Annotated in this window: 17 protein-coding genes; 11 read left to right on the forward strand and 6 right to left on the reverse strand. The window is 43.6% G+C overall.

What is annotated here, in order from left to right; translation table 11 throughout:
- Positions 1–113 precede the first annotated feature (113 nt).
- The 5 genes from M3085_RS08230 to M3085_RS08250 are packed head-to-tail and all read left to right on the forward strand — an operon-like array spanning position 114 to position 4,378.
- On the forward strand, positions 114–1,904 hold the full coding sequence (locus M3085_RS08230) for a LysM peptidoglycan-binding domain-containing protein (RefSeq protein WP_249052772.1): 1,791 nt from the start codon (positions 114–116) through the stop codon (positions 1,902–1,904).
- 48 nt (positions 1,905–1,952) lie between these two features.
- The gene (locus M3085_RS08235; RefSeq protein WP_178257442.1) at positions 1,953–2,648 is read left to right on the forward strand and encodes a porin family protein; all 696 of its coding nucleotides are present in this window, start codon (positions 1,953–1,955) and stop codon (positions 2,646–2,648) included.
- Between the two features lie 31 nt (positions 2,649–2,679).
- A complete protein-coding gene (locus M3085_RS08240) occupies positions 2,680–3,438 on the forward strand; it encodes an exodeoxyribonuclease III (protein WP_249052774.1) in 759 nt (252 codons plus the stop codon).
- A 6-nt stretch (positions 3,439–3,444) separates the two neighbouring features.
- Complete coding sequence (locus M3085_RS08245) at positions 3,445–3,813, forward strand: diacylglycerol kinase (RefSeq protein ID WP_249052775.1); 369 nt, start codon at positions 3,445–3,447, stop codon at positions 3,811–3,813.
- A 7-nt stretch (positions 3,814–3,820) separates the two neighbouring features.
- The gene (locus M3085_RS08250) at positions 3,821–4,378 is read left to right on the forward strand and encodes a phosphatase PAP2 family protein (RefSeq protein WP_191709241.1); all 558 of its coding nucleotides are present in this window, start codon (positions 3,821–3,823) and stop codon (positions 4,376–4,378) included.
- Positions 4,379–4,381: 3 nt separating this feature from the next.
- Here M3085_RS08250 and M3085_RS08255 read toward each other — a convergent pair whose 3' ends face one another.
- Positions 4,382–5,086 carry a TIGR02757 family protein gene (locus M3085_RS08255; RefSeq protein ID WP_249052777.1) on the reverse strand — a complete coding sequence of 235 codons (705 nt, stop codon included), beginning with the start codon at positions 5,084–5,086 and terminating at the stop codon, positions 4,382–4,384.
- Between the two features lie 246 nt (positions 5,087–5,332).
- A complete protein-coding gene (locus M3085_RS08260) occupies positions 5,333–5,797 on the reverse strand; it encodes a MaoC family dehydratase (protein ID WP_178257447.1) in 465 nt (154 codons plus the stop codon).
- A gap of 290 nt (positions 5,798–6,087) precedes the next feature.
- Here M3085_RS08260 and M3085_RS08265 point away from each other — a divergent pair, with 290 nt between their 5' ends.
- Both M3085_RS08265 and M3085_RS08270 read left to right on the forward strand, forming a co-directional pair.
- On the forward strand, positions 6,088–7,746 hold the full coding sequence (locus M3085_RS08265) for an AMP-binding protein (RefSeq protein ID WP_178257448.1): 1,659 nt from the start codon (positions 6,088–6,090) through the stop codon (positions 7,744–7,746).
- A gap of 8 nt (positions 7,747–7,754) precedes the next feature.
- Positions 7,755–9,005 carry an LA_2272 family surface repeat-containing protein gene (locus M3085_RS08270; protein ID WP_249052778.1) on the forward strand — a complete coding sequence of 417 codons (1,251 nt, stop codon included), beginning with the start codon at positions 7,755–7,757 and terminating at the stop codon, positions 9,003–9,005.
- A gap of 7 nt (positions 9,006–9,012) precedes the next feature.
- Here M3085_RS08270 and M3085_RS08275 read toward each other — a convergent pair whose 3' ends face one another.
- Both M3085_RS08275 and M3085_RS08280 read right to left on the reverse strand, forming a co-directional pair.
- On the reverse strand, positions 9,013–9,603 hold the full coding sequence (locus M3085_RS08275) for a Crp/Fnr family transcriptional regulator (protein ID WP_249052854.1): 591 nt from the start codon (positions 9,601–9,603) through the stop codon (positions 9,013–9,015).
- Positions 9,604–9,627: 24 nt separating this feature from the next.
- Positions 9,628–10,515, reverse strand: coding sequence for a YitT family protein (locus tag M3085_RS08280; protein ID WP_178257450.1), 888 nt, complete (start codon positions 10,513–10,515; stop codon positions 9,628–9,630).
- 115 nt (positions 10,516–10,630) lie between these two features.
- Here M3085_RS08280 and M3085_RS08285 point away from each other — a divergent pair, with 115 nt between their 5' ends.
- The 4 genes from M3085_RS08285 to M3085_RS08300 all read left to right on the forward strand — a co-directional run bounded on the left by M3085_RS08285 (position 10,631) and on the right by M3085_RS08300 (position 17,480).
- The gene (locus M3085_RS08285) at positions 10,631–11,860 is read left to right on the forward strand and encodes an LL-diaminopimelate aminotransferase (RefSeq protein WP_178257451.1); all 1,230 of its coding nucleotides are present in this window, start codon (positions 10,631–10,633) and stop codon (positions 11,858–11,860) included.
- 39 nt (positions 11,861–11,899) lie between these two features.
- The gene (locus tag M3085_RS08290) at positions 11,900–14,089 is read left to right on the forward strand and encodes a glutamine synthetase III (RefSeq protein WP_191709239.1); all 2,190 of its coding nucleotides are present in this window, start codon (positions 11,900–11,902) and stop codon (positions 14,087–14,089) included.
- Positions 14,090–14,155: 66 nt separating this feature from the next.
- A complete protein-coding gene (locus M3085_RS08295; protein WP_249052780.1) occupies positions 14,156–15,895 on the forward strand; it encodes a glutamine--tRNA ligase/YqeY domain fusion protein in 1,740 nt (579 codons plus the stop codon).
- Positions 15,896–16,007: 112 nt separating this feature from the next.
- Positions 16,008–17,480: a tetratricopeptide repeat protein gene (locus M3085_RS08300; protein ID WP_249052781.1), complete on the forward strand. Its 1,473-nt coding sequence runs from the start codon at positions 16,008–16,010 to the stop codon at positions 17,478–17,480.
- 46 nt (positions 17,481–17,526) lie between these two features.
- On the opposite strand, the gene M3085_RS08305 is transcribed toward M3085_RS08300, so the two are convergent.
- Both M3085_RS08305 and M3085_RS08310 read right to left on the reverse strand, forming a co-directional pair.
- Positions 17,527–18,381 (reverse strand): N-acetylmuramoyl-L-alanine amidase-like domain-containing protein, encoded by an 855-nt coding sequence (locus tag M3085_RS08305; protein ID WP_317239276.1) that lies wholly within the window; start codon positions 18,379–18,381, stop codon positions 17,527–17,529.
- A gap of 3 nt (positions 18,382–18,384) precedes the next feature.
- The gene (locus M3085_RS08310; RefSeq protein ID WP_178257466.1) at positions 18,385–19,005 is read right to left on the reverse strand and encodes a trimeric intracellular cation channel family protein; all 621 of its coding nucleotides are present in this window, start codon (positions 19,003–19,005) and stop codon (positions 18,385–18,387) included.
- Positions 19,006–19,346 lie beyond the last annotated feature (341 nt).

The raw sequence follows: 19,346 nt of genomic DNA on the forward strand, positions 1-19,346 counted from the left end.
ACAAGCTCTAAAAGATTTATCAGCGAATTTTAAAAGTTTTATATCATACATTGAAAGCTATACCGAACTTTTTTGTACTTTTGCCAATCAACAAATCTCGAAACAAGAAAACGATGAAATTCATTCATACACTTTGCTTGTCTTTGGTATTAACGTTCGGCAGCATGGGAACCCCCGTACAGGCGCAGAACGGAAACGAATATTTTTTACACACAATAACCAAAGGACAGAGTCTTTACTCCATATCCAGCATGTATAACGTAACGATAGAAGACATCGTACGTCTGAACCCCGGTTGCGAAAAACAAATACGGGCAGGAGAAACCTTAAAAATCCCGCAGGTAAACAGTGGTTCAAATCAAGAAAAGCCAACTTTCCATACGATACAGGCTGGAGAAACACTGTATCAACTGACCGTTAAATACAACGTAACGGCACAAGCCATCTGCGATGCCAATCCGGGACTGAGCGCAAGCAATTTCCGTATCGGACAGGTAATCTCCATTCCAGCACAGAGTGCTATAAAACAACCTCAGGAGAATCTGGCAAACGCAGGCAAAGACTCTGAAGCAAACGCACACAGCAACGAGTGGCGGGATATGCACAAGGTGGCCCGCAAGGAAACCATATTCAGCATCAGCAGGAAGTATGGCATCACACAAGAAGAACTAATTGCAGCCAACCCTGAATTAAAAAACGGGAAACTGAAACGGGGGATGTTTCTCTTCATACCTTATCCCGCATCACAACCGGTAAAAGACACGCAGGAAAAGACTCCGGTCAGCGCTCCCTCCAATGAAGAATTATTCAAACAGAGTGAGCCCTCGCCCCGTAAAATACAAACCGTAAAAGCCGCCGTCATATTACCTTTCACAGAAGGTCAAAGCCACGACGAGCAATTACGCATGATAGAATATTATGAAGGTTTTCTTATTGCGGTAGACAGTTTAAAGAAGCAAGGCGTTTCTTTGGATATTTATACCTATGACACAAAAGGGAACACGGCTTCGACCGGTACCATTCTGTCAAAACCGGAACTAAAGGATATGGATATCATATTCGGGGCTGTACATGCCAACAGTATCAATCAGCTGACCGATTTTGCCGAAAAGAACAAAGTCCGTGTGGTTATACCTTTTTCTCCGGAAGTAAAACAAGTATTCCGCAATCCGTATGTCTATCAGGTAAACACGCCTCAGTCTTACCTTTACTCAGAGGTATACGAACACTTCCTCCGCAAATTCAGTAAAGCCAATGTAGTCTTTCTCGATGCGGGAACAGGAAGCAAGGATAAAGACGAATTTATCAAAGGCATGAAGACAGAGTTGAGCAATAATCAGATTAGCTATCAATCGATAACCAACGTAGATACGCTTAAACTGCTTGCTGCCATTGACGCGAATAAAACAAACATATTCATCCCTACATCCGGACAGGATTTGGCTTTGAACAGACTGGTTCCTCAGCTAACGCAGATACGGCGCAGCCATCCGGAGGCAGATATCCATCTGTTTGGCTATCCGGAATGGCAAACTTATACACAAGATTATCTGGCAAGTTTTTACGAACTTGACACTTATTTCTATTCTTCTTTCTATACCAACAATCTATTTCCGGCTGCCGTAGACTTCACTCAAAGCTATCGTCGCTGGTATAGCAAAGACATGGCAAACATCTTTCCGAAGTACGGCATGTTAGGCTTTGATACCGGCTACTTTTTCTTGAAAGGATTGTCTCAACACGGAAATAAACTGGAAGAAAATTTAAATGCCATCCAAGTTATCCCGATACAAACCGGATTCAAGTTTGAGCGCGTTAATAATTGGGGAGGGTTTATCAACCGAAAGGTTTTCTTCGTTCATCTTACCAAAGATTTCGAATTGATAAAACTTGATTTTGACTAATCCTCTACATAAAGCAGAACTTAACATACATAACGAAGCAATCGATTCATGAGAATATACCAAATAATTATCTGTGGGCTTTTTTGTTTAATCAGCCTGTCTGCCCAAGCCCAGTTGCAGGACGAACGGCATAACTTCTCAGTCGGAGTCAACGGAGGGGTGAATTTAAGCAACGTCAGCTTCGACCCCAGCATTAAGCAAAGCAAATTAATCGGTCCGAATATCGGCGTGACAGCCCGTTATATCTCCGAAAAATATTTCAAAATGATTTGCGGTATCCAAATGGAAATCAATTACTCGCAACGAGGCTGGAAAGAAAGTATTGAAGACGGGAGTGGCGATACTTATCAGCGCGCCATGAATTATATTGAGATTCCATTAATGGCACACCTTGCTTTCGGTAAAGACAAAGGACATGGAGTGAGGTTCATCATTAATCTTGGTCCACAAGTCGGCTTCCTGCTTAGCGAGAATGAGAAAAAAAGCGACCCGTGGCATCCGTCAGAACGTCCGAACGGAGTCAATGAACAATACGGCAAAATGGCTGAAAATAAATTCGACTATGGTATCATCGGCGGAGGAGGACTGGAAGCGCGCACCGGTATCGGCAATTTCATTCTGGAAGCAAGGTACTACTTCGGACTAAGCGACTTTTATAACAGTACAAAGAAAGACTTTTTCTCACGCTCGGCTCACTCTTACATCGGAGGAAAGCTGACTTATCTGTTCGACTTAAAAAAATAATATTCTTTTTATCTAACCCCTATACTCTTTTATGATGAAACTTATTTCATGGAACGTAAACGGCATACGTGCTTGCTGTGACAAAGGATTCCGAGATGCTTTCAAGCAACTTGATGCCGACTTTTTCTGTCTGCAAGAAACAAAGATGCAGGAAGGACAGCTTGATCTTGCTTTCGATGGATATACTTCTTACTGGAACTATGCCGAAAAGAAAGGTTATTCCGGTACAGCCATATTTACCAAACATCAACCGCTGAACGTCAGCTACGGGCTGGGTATTGATGAGCACGACCACGAAGGACGTGTCATAACACTGGAAATGGAGAATTTTTATCTGGTCACTGTATATACTCCCAATTCGCAGGACGGACTGAAACGGCTGGATTACCGAATGACGTGGGAAGATGACTTCAGGAAGTTCTTAAAGTCATTAGATGCCAAGAAACCCGTATTGGTATGCGGAGACTTGAACGTGGCACACAAGGAAATCGACTTAAAGAATCCGAAAAACAACCGTATGAATGCAGGATTCACCGACCAAGAACGCGAAAAGTTCCAGACGCTGCTGGATGCCGGATTCATAGATACGTTCCGATACTTTTATCCCGAACAGGAGAACATTTATTCGTGGTGGTCGTACCGCTTTAAGGCACGCGAAAAAAACGCAGGGTGGCGTATCGACTATTTCCTCGCTTCCGAACGTTTGGCTGACAAATTATCCGGCGCTAAAATTCACACGGAAATCTTCGGGTCAGACCATTGCCCGGTAGAAGTTACGATAAACTGGTAGTACGTAATGAAAAACGACGGCTTCACTCTGCGCAAGCGGTTGCTCAGCTTCCGCTATGCTTTCAACGGAATCAAATGGTTAATCAGGCACGAGCATAACGCATGGATACATTGTTTTTCGGCGGTGTGCGTCATCGTAGCCGGATTAATCGTTCGGTTATCTGCCGGAGAGTGGATTGCTGTTGTTTTTTCCATAGGCTCCGTGCTGGCGGCAGAAGCCGTCAATTCTGCCATCGAAGCCCTTGCCGATGTCATTTCACCGGATTACAATGAAGCCATCGGGCGGGCAAAAGACATGGCAGCAGGAGCTGTTCTGATGTTAGCCGTAGTAGCAGCCACGATAGGACTTATTATATTTATCCCCAAACTATTTTAGCCAAAAGATGAAATCAATTATTTGTTTTCTGACAGCTCTCTGCCTTGCAGTCTCCATCCAAGCACAAGAAATAGCAGTTACGGGCAGCCGCAAAGCGGTACGTACATCGGGAGACGTAGGCGCAATTCTTCTTCCGGTAGCCGGACTGACTGCCATTTTAATCAATAAAGATTGGGAAGGATTAAAACAGGGAGTATTCGCAGGCGCAACCACACTTGGCGTTACGTATGCGCTAAAATACATTGTAAAGAAAGACCGCCCCGACCACAGCGACAACCACTCTTTCCCCTCCATGCACACTTCCGTATCGTTTACGGCAGCAGCTTTTATCCAACGCCGCTACGGATGGAAATGGGGACTTCCGGCTTATGTCTTATCCACTTACGTAGGATGGAGCCGAGTCTACGGGAAGAAACACGACTGGTGGGACGTTGCTGCCGGAGCTGCTATCGGAGCCGGAAGTTCGTACATCTTTACCCGTCCTTTTGCAAAGAAACACGAACTCACCATCAGCCCCGTTGCCGGAGACGGTCATTACGGTTTCTATGCTTCGATGAAATTTTAAAGGCTACTTGTGCGTCACCCCATAACCGAACAGGGCAAAGTCGCCCAGACACGGGTCTCCGGGAAAAACCTGTGCCAACGCTTCGGTTATCCGCCGGGCATTAGTCAGGGAAAACGAAGACTTGTCTGTCAGCCCAATATGATATGCTACACGGCAAACATGCGTATCCAGCGGAATTAACAAATCGGCAGGATTCATACGTTTCCATACACCGAAGTCAACTTCCGAATCGCGTCGAATCATCCATCTTAAAAACATGTTCAACTTTTTCTGCGGATTACGGTCGGATACCCCCAAAAAGGCACATAACTGCTGCATCGGAATGCCTGAATAACCGAGCAAAGCGTCTTCTAACGTTTTACCGGCAGCATAAACCGCATACAACTTTTCAAAATAACAGCGGAAAGCAGCATAAGAAACCATGCGATAAAAACTCCGCCGGTCATTGCTTTTAAAATCATCATCCCAACGCCGGGACAATACATAGCGCAAAGGAGAATGTCCCATTAAGGCATCCAGCTCATCCGCCTTCCTCAGTATCATGCTCCGGTTTCCGAAACTCAATACAGCAGTAAGCAATCCGCTGATTTCAATGTCCCTTTGCTCACGATAACGATGCGGAAACTGTACCGGGTCGGTATCTATAAAATCCGTACAGTGATAAGCCTGTGCCCACGCGCACAATTGTTGTTTCACTTCGTCAGTCATAACTAATTTCTATCCCATAAAAGTCAGGCATGAATCACGTCTCCCCCTCCCTGTTTTTACCTTGCCGGAAGCAGAACACGCAATCCATGCCCGCGCTTAAAAAACGCATCCGCATGTGTAACCCTACACATACGGATGTGTTCACTGACACATGCGGATGTTTCAACAAGTTCATCCCATAGCGTTTAAGCACGCAGGCGCGCTTTCGAAACACCGATGATATTCAATAAGTTAAGATTATCTCTATCAATTAAAATAATACAAAAAGGTGGCAACACCTTCAAGGGCTTTCTTTTTAGCCCCTTCAATCTCGATGGAAAATTTGATTTCCGCTTTGGCCACCCCGCGCAAGTTTACGAGCGACTGCAAATCGGCTACCAGACGAACACGCTGCCCTGACAGAACAGCCTGTCCGAAGCGCATCTTATCCATACCATAATTAACCATCATCTTCAGGTTATTCACCTCAATAATCTGATTCCACAAATGAGGAAGCAAAGAAAGAGTAAGATACCCATGTACAATCGTACTCTTATAAGGGCTTTCTACCTTCGCCCGTTCCGTATCTACATGAATCCACTGATGATCCAGCGTAGCGTCTGCAAACTGATTAATACGCTCTTGAGGAATTTCTATCCAGTCGGAAACTCCTATCTGATGTCCGACTAACTTTTCAAAATCTTCGTACGAGTTGATAATAACTTTCTCCATACAATATCTATTAATATCACTTAAACCGTAGACAAAGATAGAAAATTTATTCGATTTCTGCATTATTTATTTATAAAAATAAACCCTCTACGCAGAAGAGGTGGTCTTTTTCTCCGACATACAGTACGATTTTTCCATTCCACATCAGCCTGCCATTTATTTTATAATAAAACTGAAAAACATACCTTGAAAGAAAAACATTTTAAACATTGAAACTGTTGGATTAAACAAAACAATACTATATCTTTGCACAAAGGCATTCAACTTTGTGCAATATTAAAAACAAATTTATGGAAAAAAGTTTTTTGGCGTTTATTGAAAACAGTATCAAAAATAATTGGGATTTAGATGCCTTAACCGACTACAAAGGAGCGACGTTACAATATAAAGATGTAGCACGCAAAATAGAAAAACTCCACATCTTACTTGCCGAAAGCGGAGTAAAACCCGGCGACAAGGTGGCTCTTTGCGGACGAAACAGTTCGCACTGGGGAGTAGCTTTTCTCGCAATCCTTACCTACGGTGCAGTAGCCGTACCTATCTTGCACGAGTTTAAACCGGATACCGTACATAATATCGTAAACCACTCGGATGCACGACTGCTATTTGTGGGCGATTTCGTATGGGAGGGACTTAACGAAGCCGAAATGCCTAACCTTGAAGGGATTATTTTAATGACCGACTTTACGTTGCTGGTATGCCGGAGCAAACATTTGGAGTATGCCCGCGAACATCTGAACGAAATGTTCGGGAAGAAATTTCCCCGCAATTTCCGGCGCGAACACGTGAGTTACCGCCGAGATGAAACCGAGGAACTTGCCATTATCAATTATACATCGGGGACGACGAGTTTCTCGAAAGGTGTAATGATTCCTTATCGTGCTTTATGGTCGAACACACAATTCGCTTTCGACGTGCTGACACTTCAGCCCGGAAATCGGGTTATCTCCATATTGCCGATGGCACACATGTATGGTCTGGCTTTTGAGTTCATCTACGAGTTCTGCTGCGGTTGTCACGTTTATTTCCTCAACCGTATGCCGAGTCCGAAAATCATATTCCAAGCCTTTGCCGAAGTAAAGCCTCATATCGTGATTTCGGTTCCCCTCATCGTTGAGAAAATTATCAAAAAGAATATACTTCCGAAACTGGAAACGCTGAAGATGAAAATCTTACTGCGAGTACCCATCATCAACGACAAAATAAAAGAAACCGTACGCGAACACATGATTCGGGCGTTCGGAAACAATTTCTACGAACTGATTGTGGGTGGAGCTGCCTTTAACCAAGATGTAGAAAAGTTGCTCCGCAGCATTGATTTTCCGTACACCGTAGGTTACGGCATGACGGAATGTGCCCCCATTATTTGTTACGAAGACTGGAAACGCTTTAAGCCCGGTTCGTGCGGAAAGGTAGTACCGCGTATGGAACTGCGTATCGACAGTCCCGACCCGGCACATATCGTGGGTGAAATCCTGACAAGGGGAGATAACGTAATGCTGGGATATTATAAGAATCCGGAATCGACCCGGCAAGTTATCGACAAAGACGGATGGCTGCATACGGGCGACCTCGGTATTATGGATGCCGACGGAAACGTGACCATTAAAGGACGCAGCAAAAACATGCTTTTGGGTCCGTCCGGACAAAACATTTATCCGGAGGAAATAGAAGACAGACTGAATACCATGCCTTATGTGAGCGAATGTATTATCATTCAGCAAAGCGACAATAAACTTGCCGCACTGATTTATCCGGATTTCGATGAAGCCTTTGCACAAGGATTATCCAAAGAAGATATAGAAAAGGTTATGGAAGAAAACCGGGTAGCACTCAACCAAGAGTTGCCCGCTTACTCCCAGATAGCCCGCGTAAAGATTTATCCGGAAGAGTTTGAAAAGACTCCCAAGAAGAGTATCAAACGTTTCTTGTATCAAGACGTAAAATAAACAACAAAATGAAACTGAACAAGCAAACCATAGCATTGCTTCTGCTGATATGTCTATCGGCAGAGGCAATTCCTCTTTCAGCCCAAACTAAGAAGAAAGGCCTGAAGAAAACGGCGAATATATCGCTTAATATTACAAACAAAAAGAATTTTCCGCCCAAGACCGGCCTTAACATAGGATTGCTCAGTAATTTCAGTAGACTAAACGGAGTAGGTATTAACCTTATATCCAGCATTGTACACTATAAGGTAGACGGTGTACAGATTTCCGGATTTGCCAACGTTACGGGGCTAAACGTATCTGCTTTCCAACTTGCCGGGTTAGCCAACGTTACAGGGGATAACTCGAAAGGCGTACTCCTTGCCGGATTGATGAACATCAACGGAGAATCTGCCAAAGGTTTTCAGTTATCGGGGCTCGGAAATGTAACTGGTAAAGACTTAAAAGGATTTTCTTTAGGAGGACTGATAAATCTTGGAGGAAACAACACCGGAGGTTTACAGATAGCCGGATTGGGAAACATCAGTTCGAAAACCAACAAAGGAGTAGCCATCGGAGGACTGATGAACGTGGTAGGCGAAAACACCTGCGGACTTCAACTGACGTCTTTATTAAATGTGGCAGGTAAAGAAAACCGTGGTTTACAACTGGCGGGGTTAGGAAACGTCAGTGTAGAAAACAAGGGTGTACAGCTTGGTATTTCTAATTATAGCGCGCAGAATAACGGACTTCAGGTTGGGATAGGCAACGTAGCCAATGAAAGCCAAAAAGGATTGCAACTGGGTATCGTGAATGTCAGCCAAAGCGACAAGACAAGACAGATAGGATGTATCAACGTGAAGCCGGAAACACGCATCCAGATGATTATATCCGGAGGAAACGCCAGCAAGCTGAACCTCGCCGTACGCTTTAAGAACCGCTTTACTTATACCACATTGGGAGCGGGAACTTATCATCTTGGATTCGACAAAGATTTTTCAGTAAGCGGATTTTATCGGGCGGGCGTTCATTATCCGATTACCTCTCGCTTTGACATCAGCGCAGACATGGGATTTTACCACATTGAGACATTAGATAATAAAAACAATGGCTACCCTGCCCGCCTCTATGCCTTACAACCGCGCCTTAATTTAGAGTATAGCATAACCCGCCGCTTGGGAGTATTTGCATCGGGCGGTTATGAATGGTTGCGCCGTTATAAGGGAGAAGGAAAATTCGACGACAAAGGTGTTTTTGAAATAGGTCTCGTATTATTCTGAGAAACACTCATTTATCGTTCAGATTCGCAGAGCGTACACGACTTAATGTTTCAGGGGTCATCTGGAGCAAAGATGCTATATACACCAAAGGAGCACGCTTTAAAATCTCCGGATGAAGCTGAAGCAATTTGTTATAACGTTCGTGAGCAGGCTCAAACCGTAAGGTATCGGCTTTTACCTGAGATTCAATCAGTGAATATTCGAAAAACTTACGGTAAAGCACACCTATCTCTGCTTCTTTCAACGATAAATGTTCGATTTCCTCTTTCGGAATCTCCCACAATACGGTAGGCTCAAGCGTTTCTATCATCAAGCGGGTGGGTTCTTGCTTCAAATAGCTCTCCAAACAGACCACAATCCCGCCTTCATAAGCAATATGTTCGGTTAAATCTTTGTCATATTTAAAATAGAATTGGCGCGTCATCCCTTTTTCAAGGTACAACATCGCCTTACAGGTCTCTTTCTCGTCTAATATCCGTTCACCCTTCTTATACTTCTTACAAGTTATTATATCTGCCAACGCATGAATCTGTTCGCGGCTCATCAGGCAATGATATTGAGCCGCCAACTTTCTTACAATATCTACACTTGTTGTCACCATAAATTTCTTGCTTTTATAAATCTATTTAACCTTAATCCTATCAAATCCTTCACCAAAAACACCAATAACGGCACTTTGGGAAACAAAAGCCTGAGGGTCTATATCTTTAATCAAACGAAATATGGTATTCGATTCACTTTTCTTGGCTAACACGAACATCATCTTCACATGGTTATTGGTATAACACCCTACCCCGTCAAGAAACGTTACGCCACGGTGCATGTCCTTATTGATTCGCTTTCCTATCTCCTCATATTTCTTCGATATGATGAAGAACTGAACAGACTGACGTGCACTGTTTACTACCTGATCGAGTACAAAACTTGAGATGAAGAGCACTACATAACCGTAAACCACCTTCTCCCAATTATGCAATACCAGATAACTGGATGAAATAATAATCACATCGCAAATCAAGATAACACGTCCTAATGATATATCGCGATACTTATTGACGATAGCAGCAATAATATCTGTTCCGCCCGTACTGCCGTTTGCCGAAAAAGCCACACCAATACCTGCGCCGCAGAAAGAAGCACCTAAAACGCAAGACATGAAAGGCTGGTCATGAATCAGTGGTCCTGTAACCACATTCTGGATTACCGCCAATATAGCCGTCAACGTAAAAACAGCAAATATGGTTTTCAAACAAAACCTCAATCCTAATATCTTCAGCGCAAGAAGCAATAATAAGAAATTAATAATTAAATAAGTATATTGCACCGGAAATCCCGTCCCCCAATAAATAATAGAAGCAATGCCGGGAACGGCACCAGAAGGGATATCGCTGGGCAGAAGGAAGCCTGTCCATCCAATACCATACATAATCATTCCTAAACCGATCATCAAGTAATCTTTAATTTCTCTCAGTATTCTCTGCTTGCGAGTAACTATCAAAGCCGGATTCATTTTTTCTATGATTTTAATTTGGCGCAAAAGTACGAAAAAAAACTAATACGTATCGCAGTAAAAATAACATAAATTTCGTAATTTTGCCGCAAATATAGAACGCGTTAAAGTTAGCATGGCATTAGTCAACGAACATCTGATGAAACTTCCGGATAATTACCTGTTTACGGATATAGCCAAAAAGGTTAATTCATTCCGGGTAACCCATCCAAAGGCAGACATAATTCATTTAGGAATAGGAGATGTAACCCGTCCTATCCCCGAGGCGTGCGCCCAAGCTATGAAAGCTGCGGTTGATGATCTCACTCGCCCCGAAACGTTTCATGGCTATGGTCCGGAGCAAGGATACGATTTTCTGATTGAAGCCATACTGAGAAACGATTATGCACAGCGAGGTATCAGTTTAAGTCCAAGCGAGATATTCATCAGCGACGGAGCCAAATCGGATACGGGAAATATCGGCGACATCTTGCGCCATGACAACAGCATCGGTGTAACCGACCCTATCTATCCGGCTTATATAGACTCGAACGTGTCGTGCGGACGGGCAGGAATCTTGGGAACAAACCATCAATGGAGCAATGTGGTTTATATGCCGTGCATACCGGAAAACAATTTTATACCGGAGCTTCCTACCCAGCGGGTAGACATTATATATTTATGCTATCCCAACAATCCGACAGGTAGCGTATTAAGCAAAAACGAATTAAAGAAGTGGGTACACTATGCGCTTGCCAACGACACGCTTATTTTATTCGATGCTGCGTACGAAGCATATATTCGCCAGCCGGATATTCCGCATTCCATTTATGAGATAAAAGGAGCGAAAAAGGTGGCAATCGAAATACGCAGCTTTTCAAAAACGGCAGGATTTACAGGAGTGAGATGCGGATATACCGTTATCCCTAAAGAGGTAACAGCAGCCACATTGACAGGAGAACGAATCAGCCTGAACAAATTATGGAGCAAACGCCAAAACACAAAGTTCAACGGGGCTTCTTATATCGCCCAACGAGGAGCTGCCGCTATTTATACTCCCGAAGGAAAAGAGCAGGTAAAAGCCATGACAGATTATTATATGGACAATGCCCGTCTTATGAAACGGTATCTTGACGGAACAGGACTTAAAGTTTCAGGAGGAGAAAACGCCCCTTATCTTTGGGTAAAAGCTCCTAAAGGCTTTACATCATGGCAATTTTTCGAACACCTTTTATATGAAGCCCATGTAGTAAGTACCCCCGGTGTGGGATTCGGACCGAACGGAGAAGGATACATCCGACTGACTGCTTTCGGCGAACGGAAACAATGTGAAGAAGGCATGAGACGTATCTGCCAATATTTATAAGAATAACCAACTATTAAAACTATACAAACATTAGGTATTATGTCAAAATTAAGATTTAGAGTCGTAGAAGAAGCATTCCACAAAAAGCCCGTTGATGTTCCGCATCCCACCGAACGTCCGAGCGAATATTTTGCCAAATATGTTTTCAATCGGGAGAAAATGTTTAAATATCTGCCGAGCAAAGTCTACGCAAAAATGATAGACGTAATAGATAACGGAGCAGCACTCGACCGAAGCATTGCTGATGAAGTGGCAGCCGGCATGAAAAAGTGGGCGGTGGAATTAGGAGTTACTCATTATACACACTGGTTCCAACCCCTGACAGAAGGTACGGCTGAGAAACACGATGCTTTTGTTGAACACGACGGCAAAGGAGGTATGTTAGAAGAGTTTTCAGGAAAACTTTTGGTTCAACAAGAATCAGACGGTTCTTCTTTCCCCAACGGTGGTATCCGCAATACGTTCGAGGCTCGCGGGTATAGTGCTTGGGACCCTTCTTCACCTGTATTCGTTGTAGACGATACCCTGTGTATTCCTACCATTTTCATAGCTTACACCGGTGAGTCTTTGGACTATAAAGCCCCCTTGCTGAAAGCACTTCGTGCTGTGACCAAAGCGGCTTTAGACGTAATGCATTATTTCGACCCCTCTGTAAAGAAGATAGTTTCGTACCTCGGATGGGAACAAGAATATTTCCTTGTAGACGAAGGATTATATGCAGCTCGCCCCGACTTATTACTTACCGGACGTACATTGATGGGACATGAGGCTTCCAAGAACCAGCAGTTGGAAGACCATTATTTCGGCGCTATTCCTTCTCGTGTCGCTGCATTCATGAAAGACCTTGAAATACAGGCTTTGGAATTGGGCATTCCGGTGAAAACGCGCCATAACGAAGTAGCTCCGAATCAGTTTGAGCTGGCTCCTATCTTCGAAGAATGTAACTTGGCAGTAGACCACAACATGCTTATCATGTCTTTGATGCGCAAAATAGCCCGCAATCATGGATTCCGTGTGTTATTACATGAAAAGCCATTCAAGGGCGTAAACGGTTCAGGTAAACACAACAACTGGTCATTAGGAACAGATTCAGGCGTGCTTTTAATGGCTCCGGGTAAAACGGCTGAAGAAAATCTCCGATTCATAACATTCGTAGTCAACACGCTGATGGCTGTTTATCATCATAACGGATTACTGAAGGCTTCTATCATGAGTGCTACAAACGCTCATCGCTTAGGTGCGCACGAAGCTCCTCCTGCCATTATTTCTTCTTTCCTCGGTACTCAGCTCAGCAAAGTGTTAGATCATTTGGAAGAAAGCACCAACGACGATTTGATATCTTTGGCCGGCAAACAAGGTATGAAACTGGATATTCCCCAGATACCGGAGTTGTTAATCGACAATACCGACCGTAACCGAACGTCTCCGTTTGCTTTCACCGGAAACCGCTTTGAGTTCCGTGCGCCGGGTTCAGAAGCCAACTGTGCCAGTGCGATGATTGCCCTCAATGCTGCCGTAGCCGAACAACTGATTCAATTCAAAAAAGACGTAGATGTATTAATCGAACAAGGCGAACCTAAAATTTCTGCCATCATTCAAGTCATCCGCCGTTATATAAAAGAATGCAAACCCATCCGTTTTGACGGAAACGGATACAGCGAAGAATGGAAAGAAGAAGCTGCACGCCGCGGATTGGATTGCGAAACCAGTTGTCCTGTAATCTTCGATAACTATTTGAAACCTGAAACCATTCAGATGTTTGAATCAACAGGTGTAATGAACCGGAAGGAATTAAAGGCACGCAACGAGGTGAAATGGGACATGTATACCAAAAAGATTCAAATCGAGGCCCGGGTATTGGGCGATTTGGTAATGAATCACGTCGTTCCGGTGGCTATCGAGTATCAGACGAAGCTCATCGACAATGCATACAAGATGAAATCTCTTTTCCCTGCCGATGAAGCAGCTTCGCTTTCAGCTGAGAATCTGGCGATTATCCGAGAGATAGCCCAGCATACGGCATTCATCAAAGAACGTGTTGACGCTATGGTGGAAGCACGAAAGGTTGCCAACCGAATTGCTGAAGAAAGGGAAAAAGCTATCGCTTATCACGATACCATCGCACCTATGCTCGAAGAGATACGCTACCACATCGACAAGCTCGAACTTATTATTGATGACCAGATGTGGACATTGCCCAAATATCGCGAACTATTGTTTATACGCTAACAAGAATTAGGTTATTCGCAGGAAAACACTTATTTTTGTCGACAAAAGTGTAAAGGAAAAAACGCTATGACTGAAATGAATGTAACAGAAAGTTCGGAAAAAAAGAGTCTGAACTTTATCGAACAAATCGTAGAAAAAGATTTAAAAGAAGGGAAAAACGGGGGAAGAATACAAACTCGTTTTCCGCCTGAACCTAATGGATATTTACATATCGGACATGCTAAAGCCATCTGTCTCGATTTTGGTATTGCAAAAAAGTATGGTGGCGTATGTAACTTGCGTTTCGATGATACCAACCCCACCAAAGAAGACGTGGAATATGTAGAAGCTATCAAAGAGGATATCCAATGGTTAGGTTTCCAATGGGGACATGAATATTATGCTTCCGACTATTTTCAACAGTTGTGGGATTTCGCCATCCGCCTCATCAAGGAAGGAAAAGCGTATGTAGACGAGCAAACTTCGGAAGAAATTGCTGCACAGAAGGGAACACCTACCCAACCGGGAGTGGAAAGCCCGTATCGGAATCGCCCTATCGAAGAGAGCCTTGAACTGTTCCAGAAAATGAACAGCGGCGAAATTGAGGAGGGGAAAATGGTACTCCGTGCAAAAATTGACATGGCTAACCCTAACATGCACTTCCGTGACCCTATCATTTACCGGGTTGTAAAAACTCCTCACCATCGCACGGGAGACAAATGGAAGGCTTATCCGATGTATGACTTCGCACATGGTCAAAGCGACTTTTTCGAAGGTGTAACCCACTCTCTCTGTACACTGGAGTTCGTGGTACACCGTCCGCTTTATGACCTGTTCGTTGATTGGGTTAAAGACGGCAAAGACCTCGACGATAATCGTCCTCATCAGTATGAGTTTAATAAGCTCAACCTGAACTATACGCTGATGAGCAAACGTAATTTACTGGTTCTGGTTAAAGAAGGACTGGTAAGCGGATGGGATGACCCTCGTATGCCGACACTTTGCGGTTTCCGACGCAGAGGTTATTCGCCGGAATCCATTCATAAGTTTATCGACAAAATCGGTTATACTACCTATGATGCGTTAAACGACTTTGCCTTGCTTGAAAGTGCAGTTCGCGAAGATTTGAATACCCGTGCCACCCGTGTATCTGCTGTATTAAATCCGGTCAAACTGATTCTTACCAATTATCCGGAGGGTAAAGTAGAAGAGATGGAGGCTATCAATAATCCGGAAGACCCCAACTCGCCTACCCACATCATCGAGTTCAGCCGCGAATTATGGATAGAACGAGAAGACTTTATGGAAAATGCGCCGAAGAAATACTTCCGCATGACTCCGGGACAAGAAGTGAGACTGAAAAATGCATATATCGTAAAATGTACCGGATGTAAAAAAGACGAAAACGGTAACGTGACAGAGGTATATGCTGAATACGATCCGAATACGAAAAGCGGAATGCCGGAAGCCAACCGGAAAGTAAAAGGTACGCTTCACTGGGTTAGCTGCAATCACTGTCTGACGGCAGAAGTACGCTTGTATGACCGCTTGTGGAAAGTAGAAAATCCGCGCGACACGATGGCTGCCATCCGCGAAGAGAAAAACTGTTCGGCACTGGAAGCCATGCAGGAAATGATTAATCCGGATTCGCTGAAGGTATTAAAGGAATGTTATGTAGAAAAATTCCTTGCCAATGCCAAACCGCTTGATTACTTGCAATTCCAGCGTATCGGATATTTCAACGTCGACAAAGATTCTACACCGGAACACTTGGTATTCAATCGCACAGTATCACTGAAAGATACATGGAGCAAGATTAATAAATAAACTAACACATACCGTGAGGAGGGGACTGATTATGAAACAAATTCATGATTTTTCATGATACAGTTTCCTCATCACGGTATAAAAACAAATCTATTCTGTCCGCTCTCTTTTCATGATGAGAAACGATTTATCTTCTTCTTTTGAACACCCCAAGTTTAAAGAATTACTGGCAAAATACGAAAACATGGTACGTGAAAATACATCAACGTACTTTGAGAGTAACGAACTGACACAAATAGCCGAATATTATGCCAGTAAAAATATGATAGCCGAATCTGAGCAGGCTATTGCGTATGCTTTTAAACTTCATCCGAACGATCTTGATGTAATGATATATTGCTGCCATAACTTAATTGCAAAAGGTAAATACGACCAAGCGGAAAAGGCTTTGGAGCTTTTACCCGACCAGCAAGACAGCGAAGTGCTGTTTCTGCGTGCCACACTTTGGGTGGAACAAGGGAAAATCAAAGCAGCAGAAGAAATTTTCACCAAAATGGTAGAAGATGAAGAAGATGAAGAGGAAAGAGTAGAAACGCTGCTTGATATTGCTGACGTCTATATGGAAACAAACCATAAGGAATATGCGTACAAATGGCTGAAAAAAGCATATAAAGCAAACCCCGAAAACCGTGAGACATGGCAGTTTCTGGCAAGTTGTCATTTTGATCTTGGCAATATTGAAAAGTCTGTCTATTATACCAACCGGTTACTGGATGACAATCCTTACGACATTATACATTGGATTAACCTTTCCCGCTGTTACCTACAATTAGAAAACACGGAAAAAGCCGTTGAATCCATTGAATTTGCACTGGCTATCGAGCCTGAGAACCCAATGGCTATTGAAATAAAGGGGCTTTGCTATGTGCAGAATGAAAATTTACAGAAAGCTATCGAATGTTTCCACAAAATAGAAGAAACCCATCCATATAAAGGACAAATCTGGCAGGTACTGGCAGAATGTTACATCTCGATACAAGATTACGAAAAGGCAATCAGATATTTAAACCTGATTATAGACAAAACCCAACTTTCCGACTTGGAATGGGGTGTCACACTTCAGAGAAGGGCTACCTGCTATCTGTTTACCAATCAGTTAGAGTTGTCGAAAAAAGACATCGACGATGCACTAAAACACGACAGCGAATATGCCCAACTTTATCTTACTCTTGCCGAGTATTACATTCGTATAAAGGATATTGATAAAGCACGCACCGAAATAGCCTATGCGGAAGCATTGGCCATCGACAAAGGAGAAATCATCGAAGAAACTGCGAAAATGCTGTTCCGCAACGCATTGATAGAAGATGCACTCTTGTTTTTCAAACGGTTAGAGCAAGAATATCCTTTGCTCGTCAAATCATGCTATTTCTCCATTGCGTATTGCTACTACATTTTAAATAATCAGGAACAGATGATTCGGGCTATCATCAAAGGTACCATCCAGCAGCCCGACTTATTAGAACGTGCCGCTACCAACGGGCTGATGGATTCAACCAGCCAAGATTTCATCAGGATAGGGCTGAAAATAAAACACATGATGGAAAACGGCGAATTAAACAATTTGGAAGATTTCCAAGACTGACGTCAGTCTGCCGCAACATAACCGTAAGGTTTCAGTTTTATCACTCTCAGCGACGTTCATTCACACGGACTATTCTTATTCCCATAATCGTTTTTTGAGATTGCAGATAATCCGATAAAGAAACCGGTTCAATGGTTACCTGCTTATAGCGGGACGATGCGTGAAGCAAATGAACTACCGTACCCACCCGGCAGGCAAATCCCACATGAGACACATCCAATCCCGCAACAGAAGTAGTGAGAACAATGATGTCGCCATCTTGTATATCCAAACTGTCAGCCGAGGAAATCACTCGGCTTTTCGGGATATAGGACATCCGATAATCCACCCATGCCCGCTCTACCTGTTGCATTGCAGCGTAAGCCGATGGAGAATTCCGAAACGCAGGATAGGCATCGGGATGTTCTGTCATGAAATTTAACGAAACAATGCGTATGCTCGGATTCATCGAGTCTGTCAGTTCGCTGACAATCCCTCGCGCTTCATTCGCATGAATCCAATCGCTGAAATAATGGAGACGCGAAGCATAACCGTCTATCTTTCCGCCCCGGTATCTTACACGGACGAGGTTCTTTTTGAAATCGGCAAACGAACACTGTCCCCGCTTATTGCATTCCACAAGTGCCACCACCGTTTCGACAAACGTAGTACAGTCGAGTTTTTGCAACGAGACAACCAGCCTCTCCGGTCCGTTCTCCTCCAGCGTACCCGCCACATACGGAACTCCCAACAGATTGCGGGCAAAGAAAAGTGTCCGGCAGCTATCGGACGGCAACCGGGCAGCACACGACAACAGTCGTTCTACCTTTACACTGTCCTGCCCCACCGCCTGCAGTGGCAACAAAAACAGCAACATTCCCACGGCTACCCACCGCATCCAAACGCAACAAATCGAACCCACGGTTTATAAATTTTCGGGGTCTCCTTTCAGAATAGGTAAAGTAATCCGATACTTCACGGCAAGGATACGAACCAAAAAGACAGTCACCCCACCTATAATCTGCCCCAAATAATCTTCAATTCCTGCCTTCAGGCAAAACCAATAAACCAGCCCGCCTACCACACACGCCATCGCATAGATTTCTTTGCGGAAAATCAACGGTATTTCATTGATAAACACATCGCGCAGCACACCACCGGCAGCTCCGGTTATGCTACCCATGATGATAGCTATCCAACACGAATACCCCATCGAATACGCCTTGCTGAACCCTACTACCGTAAACAAAGCGAGCCCGATACTGTCGAACAAAAAGAAAGTATTGTTAAGCCGGATCAGGTATTTGCCGAAAATGATGACAAACAGCATGGCAAATGCCGTACAAACCAAATACATCGGATCAATCATCCACGGAGGGGTTACATCCAACAACAAATCACGAATGGTACCGCCGCCTACAGCAGTGGCAAACCCTACAATGTATGCGCCAAACCAGTCAAAACGTTTAGCCGACGCCAAACGAATTCCGCTTATCGCAAAAGCAAACGTACCGATAAAATCAAGTACGGTAACAAACGATGGTATTTCTATCAAGTCCATTGAGTTTTACTTATACAATATAATATATGTATCCGATCATTTTTTATCTCCGCAGCCGGACAAAACGTCTTATCAAAACGCATCCAACTGCCACCCTTATTTTTCGAGCGTAAAAATACAACAAATTAAAACGGCAACCAAATTTCAAAGCAAACAGTTGGCAAACACCTTGCATACAATCTTAACAGCAGGACGATATTCCATATCGACCCCACATCCCATCTTCCGACATTTCTCTGATATACAACTAATTAAATTTTATTTACTTTACGAAAGCACAAAAAAAACGCCGCTCATATATCCCCGAAAAACGCAACCGTTAGTGT

It is taken from the genome of Bacteroides caecicola, from assembly GCF_023337095.1.
In the GTDB taxonomy this organism is placed as follows: Bacteria; Bacteroidota; Bacteroidia; order Bacteroidales; family Bacteroidaceae; genus Phocaeicola; species Phocaeicola gallinarum.

Bases quoted from the DNA above. Each gene is read 5' to 3' on its own strand.
- M3085_RS08290 (WP_191709239.1), top strand. From the start codon at position 11,900: ATGTCAAAATTAAGATTTAGAGTCGTAGAAGAAGCATTCCACAAAAAG.
- M3085_RS08270 (WP_249052778.1), top strand. From the start codon at position 7,755: ATGAAACTGAACAAGCAAACCATAGCATTGCTTCTGCTGATATGTCTA.
- M3085_RS08250 (WP_191709241.1), top strand. From the start codon at position 3,821: ATGAAATCAATTATTTGTTTTCTGACAGCTCTCTGCCTTGCAGTCTCC.
- M3085_RS08295 (WP_249052780.1), top strand. From the start codon at position 14,156: ATGACTGAAATGAATGTAACAGAAAGTTCGGAAAAAAAGAGTCTGAAC.
- M3085_RS08230 (WP_249052772.1), top strand. From the start codon at position 114: ATGAAATTCATTCATACACTTTGCTTGTCTTTGGTATTAACGTTCGGC.
- M3085_RS08280 (WP_178257450.1), bottom strand. From the start codon at position 10,515: ATGAATCCGGCTTTGATAGTTACTCGCAAGCAGAGAATACTGAGAGAA.
- M3085_RS08260 (WP_178257447.1), bottom strand. From the start codon at position 5,797: ATGGAGAAAGTTATTATCAACTCGTACGAAGATTTTGAAAAGTTAGTC.
- M3085_RS08240 (WP_249052774.1), top strand. From the start codon at position 2,680: ATGATGAAACTTATTTCATGGAACGTAAACGGCATACGTGCTTGCTGT.
- M3085_RS08245 (WP_249052775.1), top strand. From the start codon at position 3,445: ATGAAAAACGACGGCTTCACTCTGCGCAAGCGGTTGCTCAGCTTCCGC.
- M3085_RS08300 (WP_249052781.1), top strand. From the start codon at position 16,008: ATGATGAGAAACGATTTATCTTCTTCTTTTGAACACCCCAAGTTTAAA.
- M3085_RS08235 (WP_178257442.1), top strand. From the start codon at position 1,953: ATGAGAATATACCAAATAATTATCTGTGGGCTTTTTTGTTTAATCAGC.
- M3085_RS08255 (WP_249052777.1), bottom strand. From the start codon at position 5,086: ATGACTGACGAAGTGAAACAACAATTGTGCGCGTGGGCACAGGCTTAT.
- M3085_RS08265 (WP_178257448.1), top strand. From the start codon at position 6,088: ATGGAAAAAAGTTTTTTGGCGTTTATTGAAAACAGTATCAAAAATAAT.
- M3085_RS08285 (WP_178257451.1), top strand. From the start codon at position 10,631: ATGGCATTAGTCAACGAACATCTGATGAAACTTCCGGATAATTACCTG.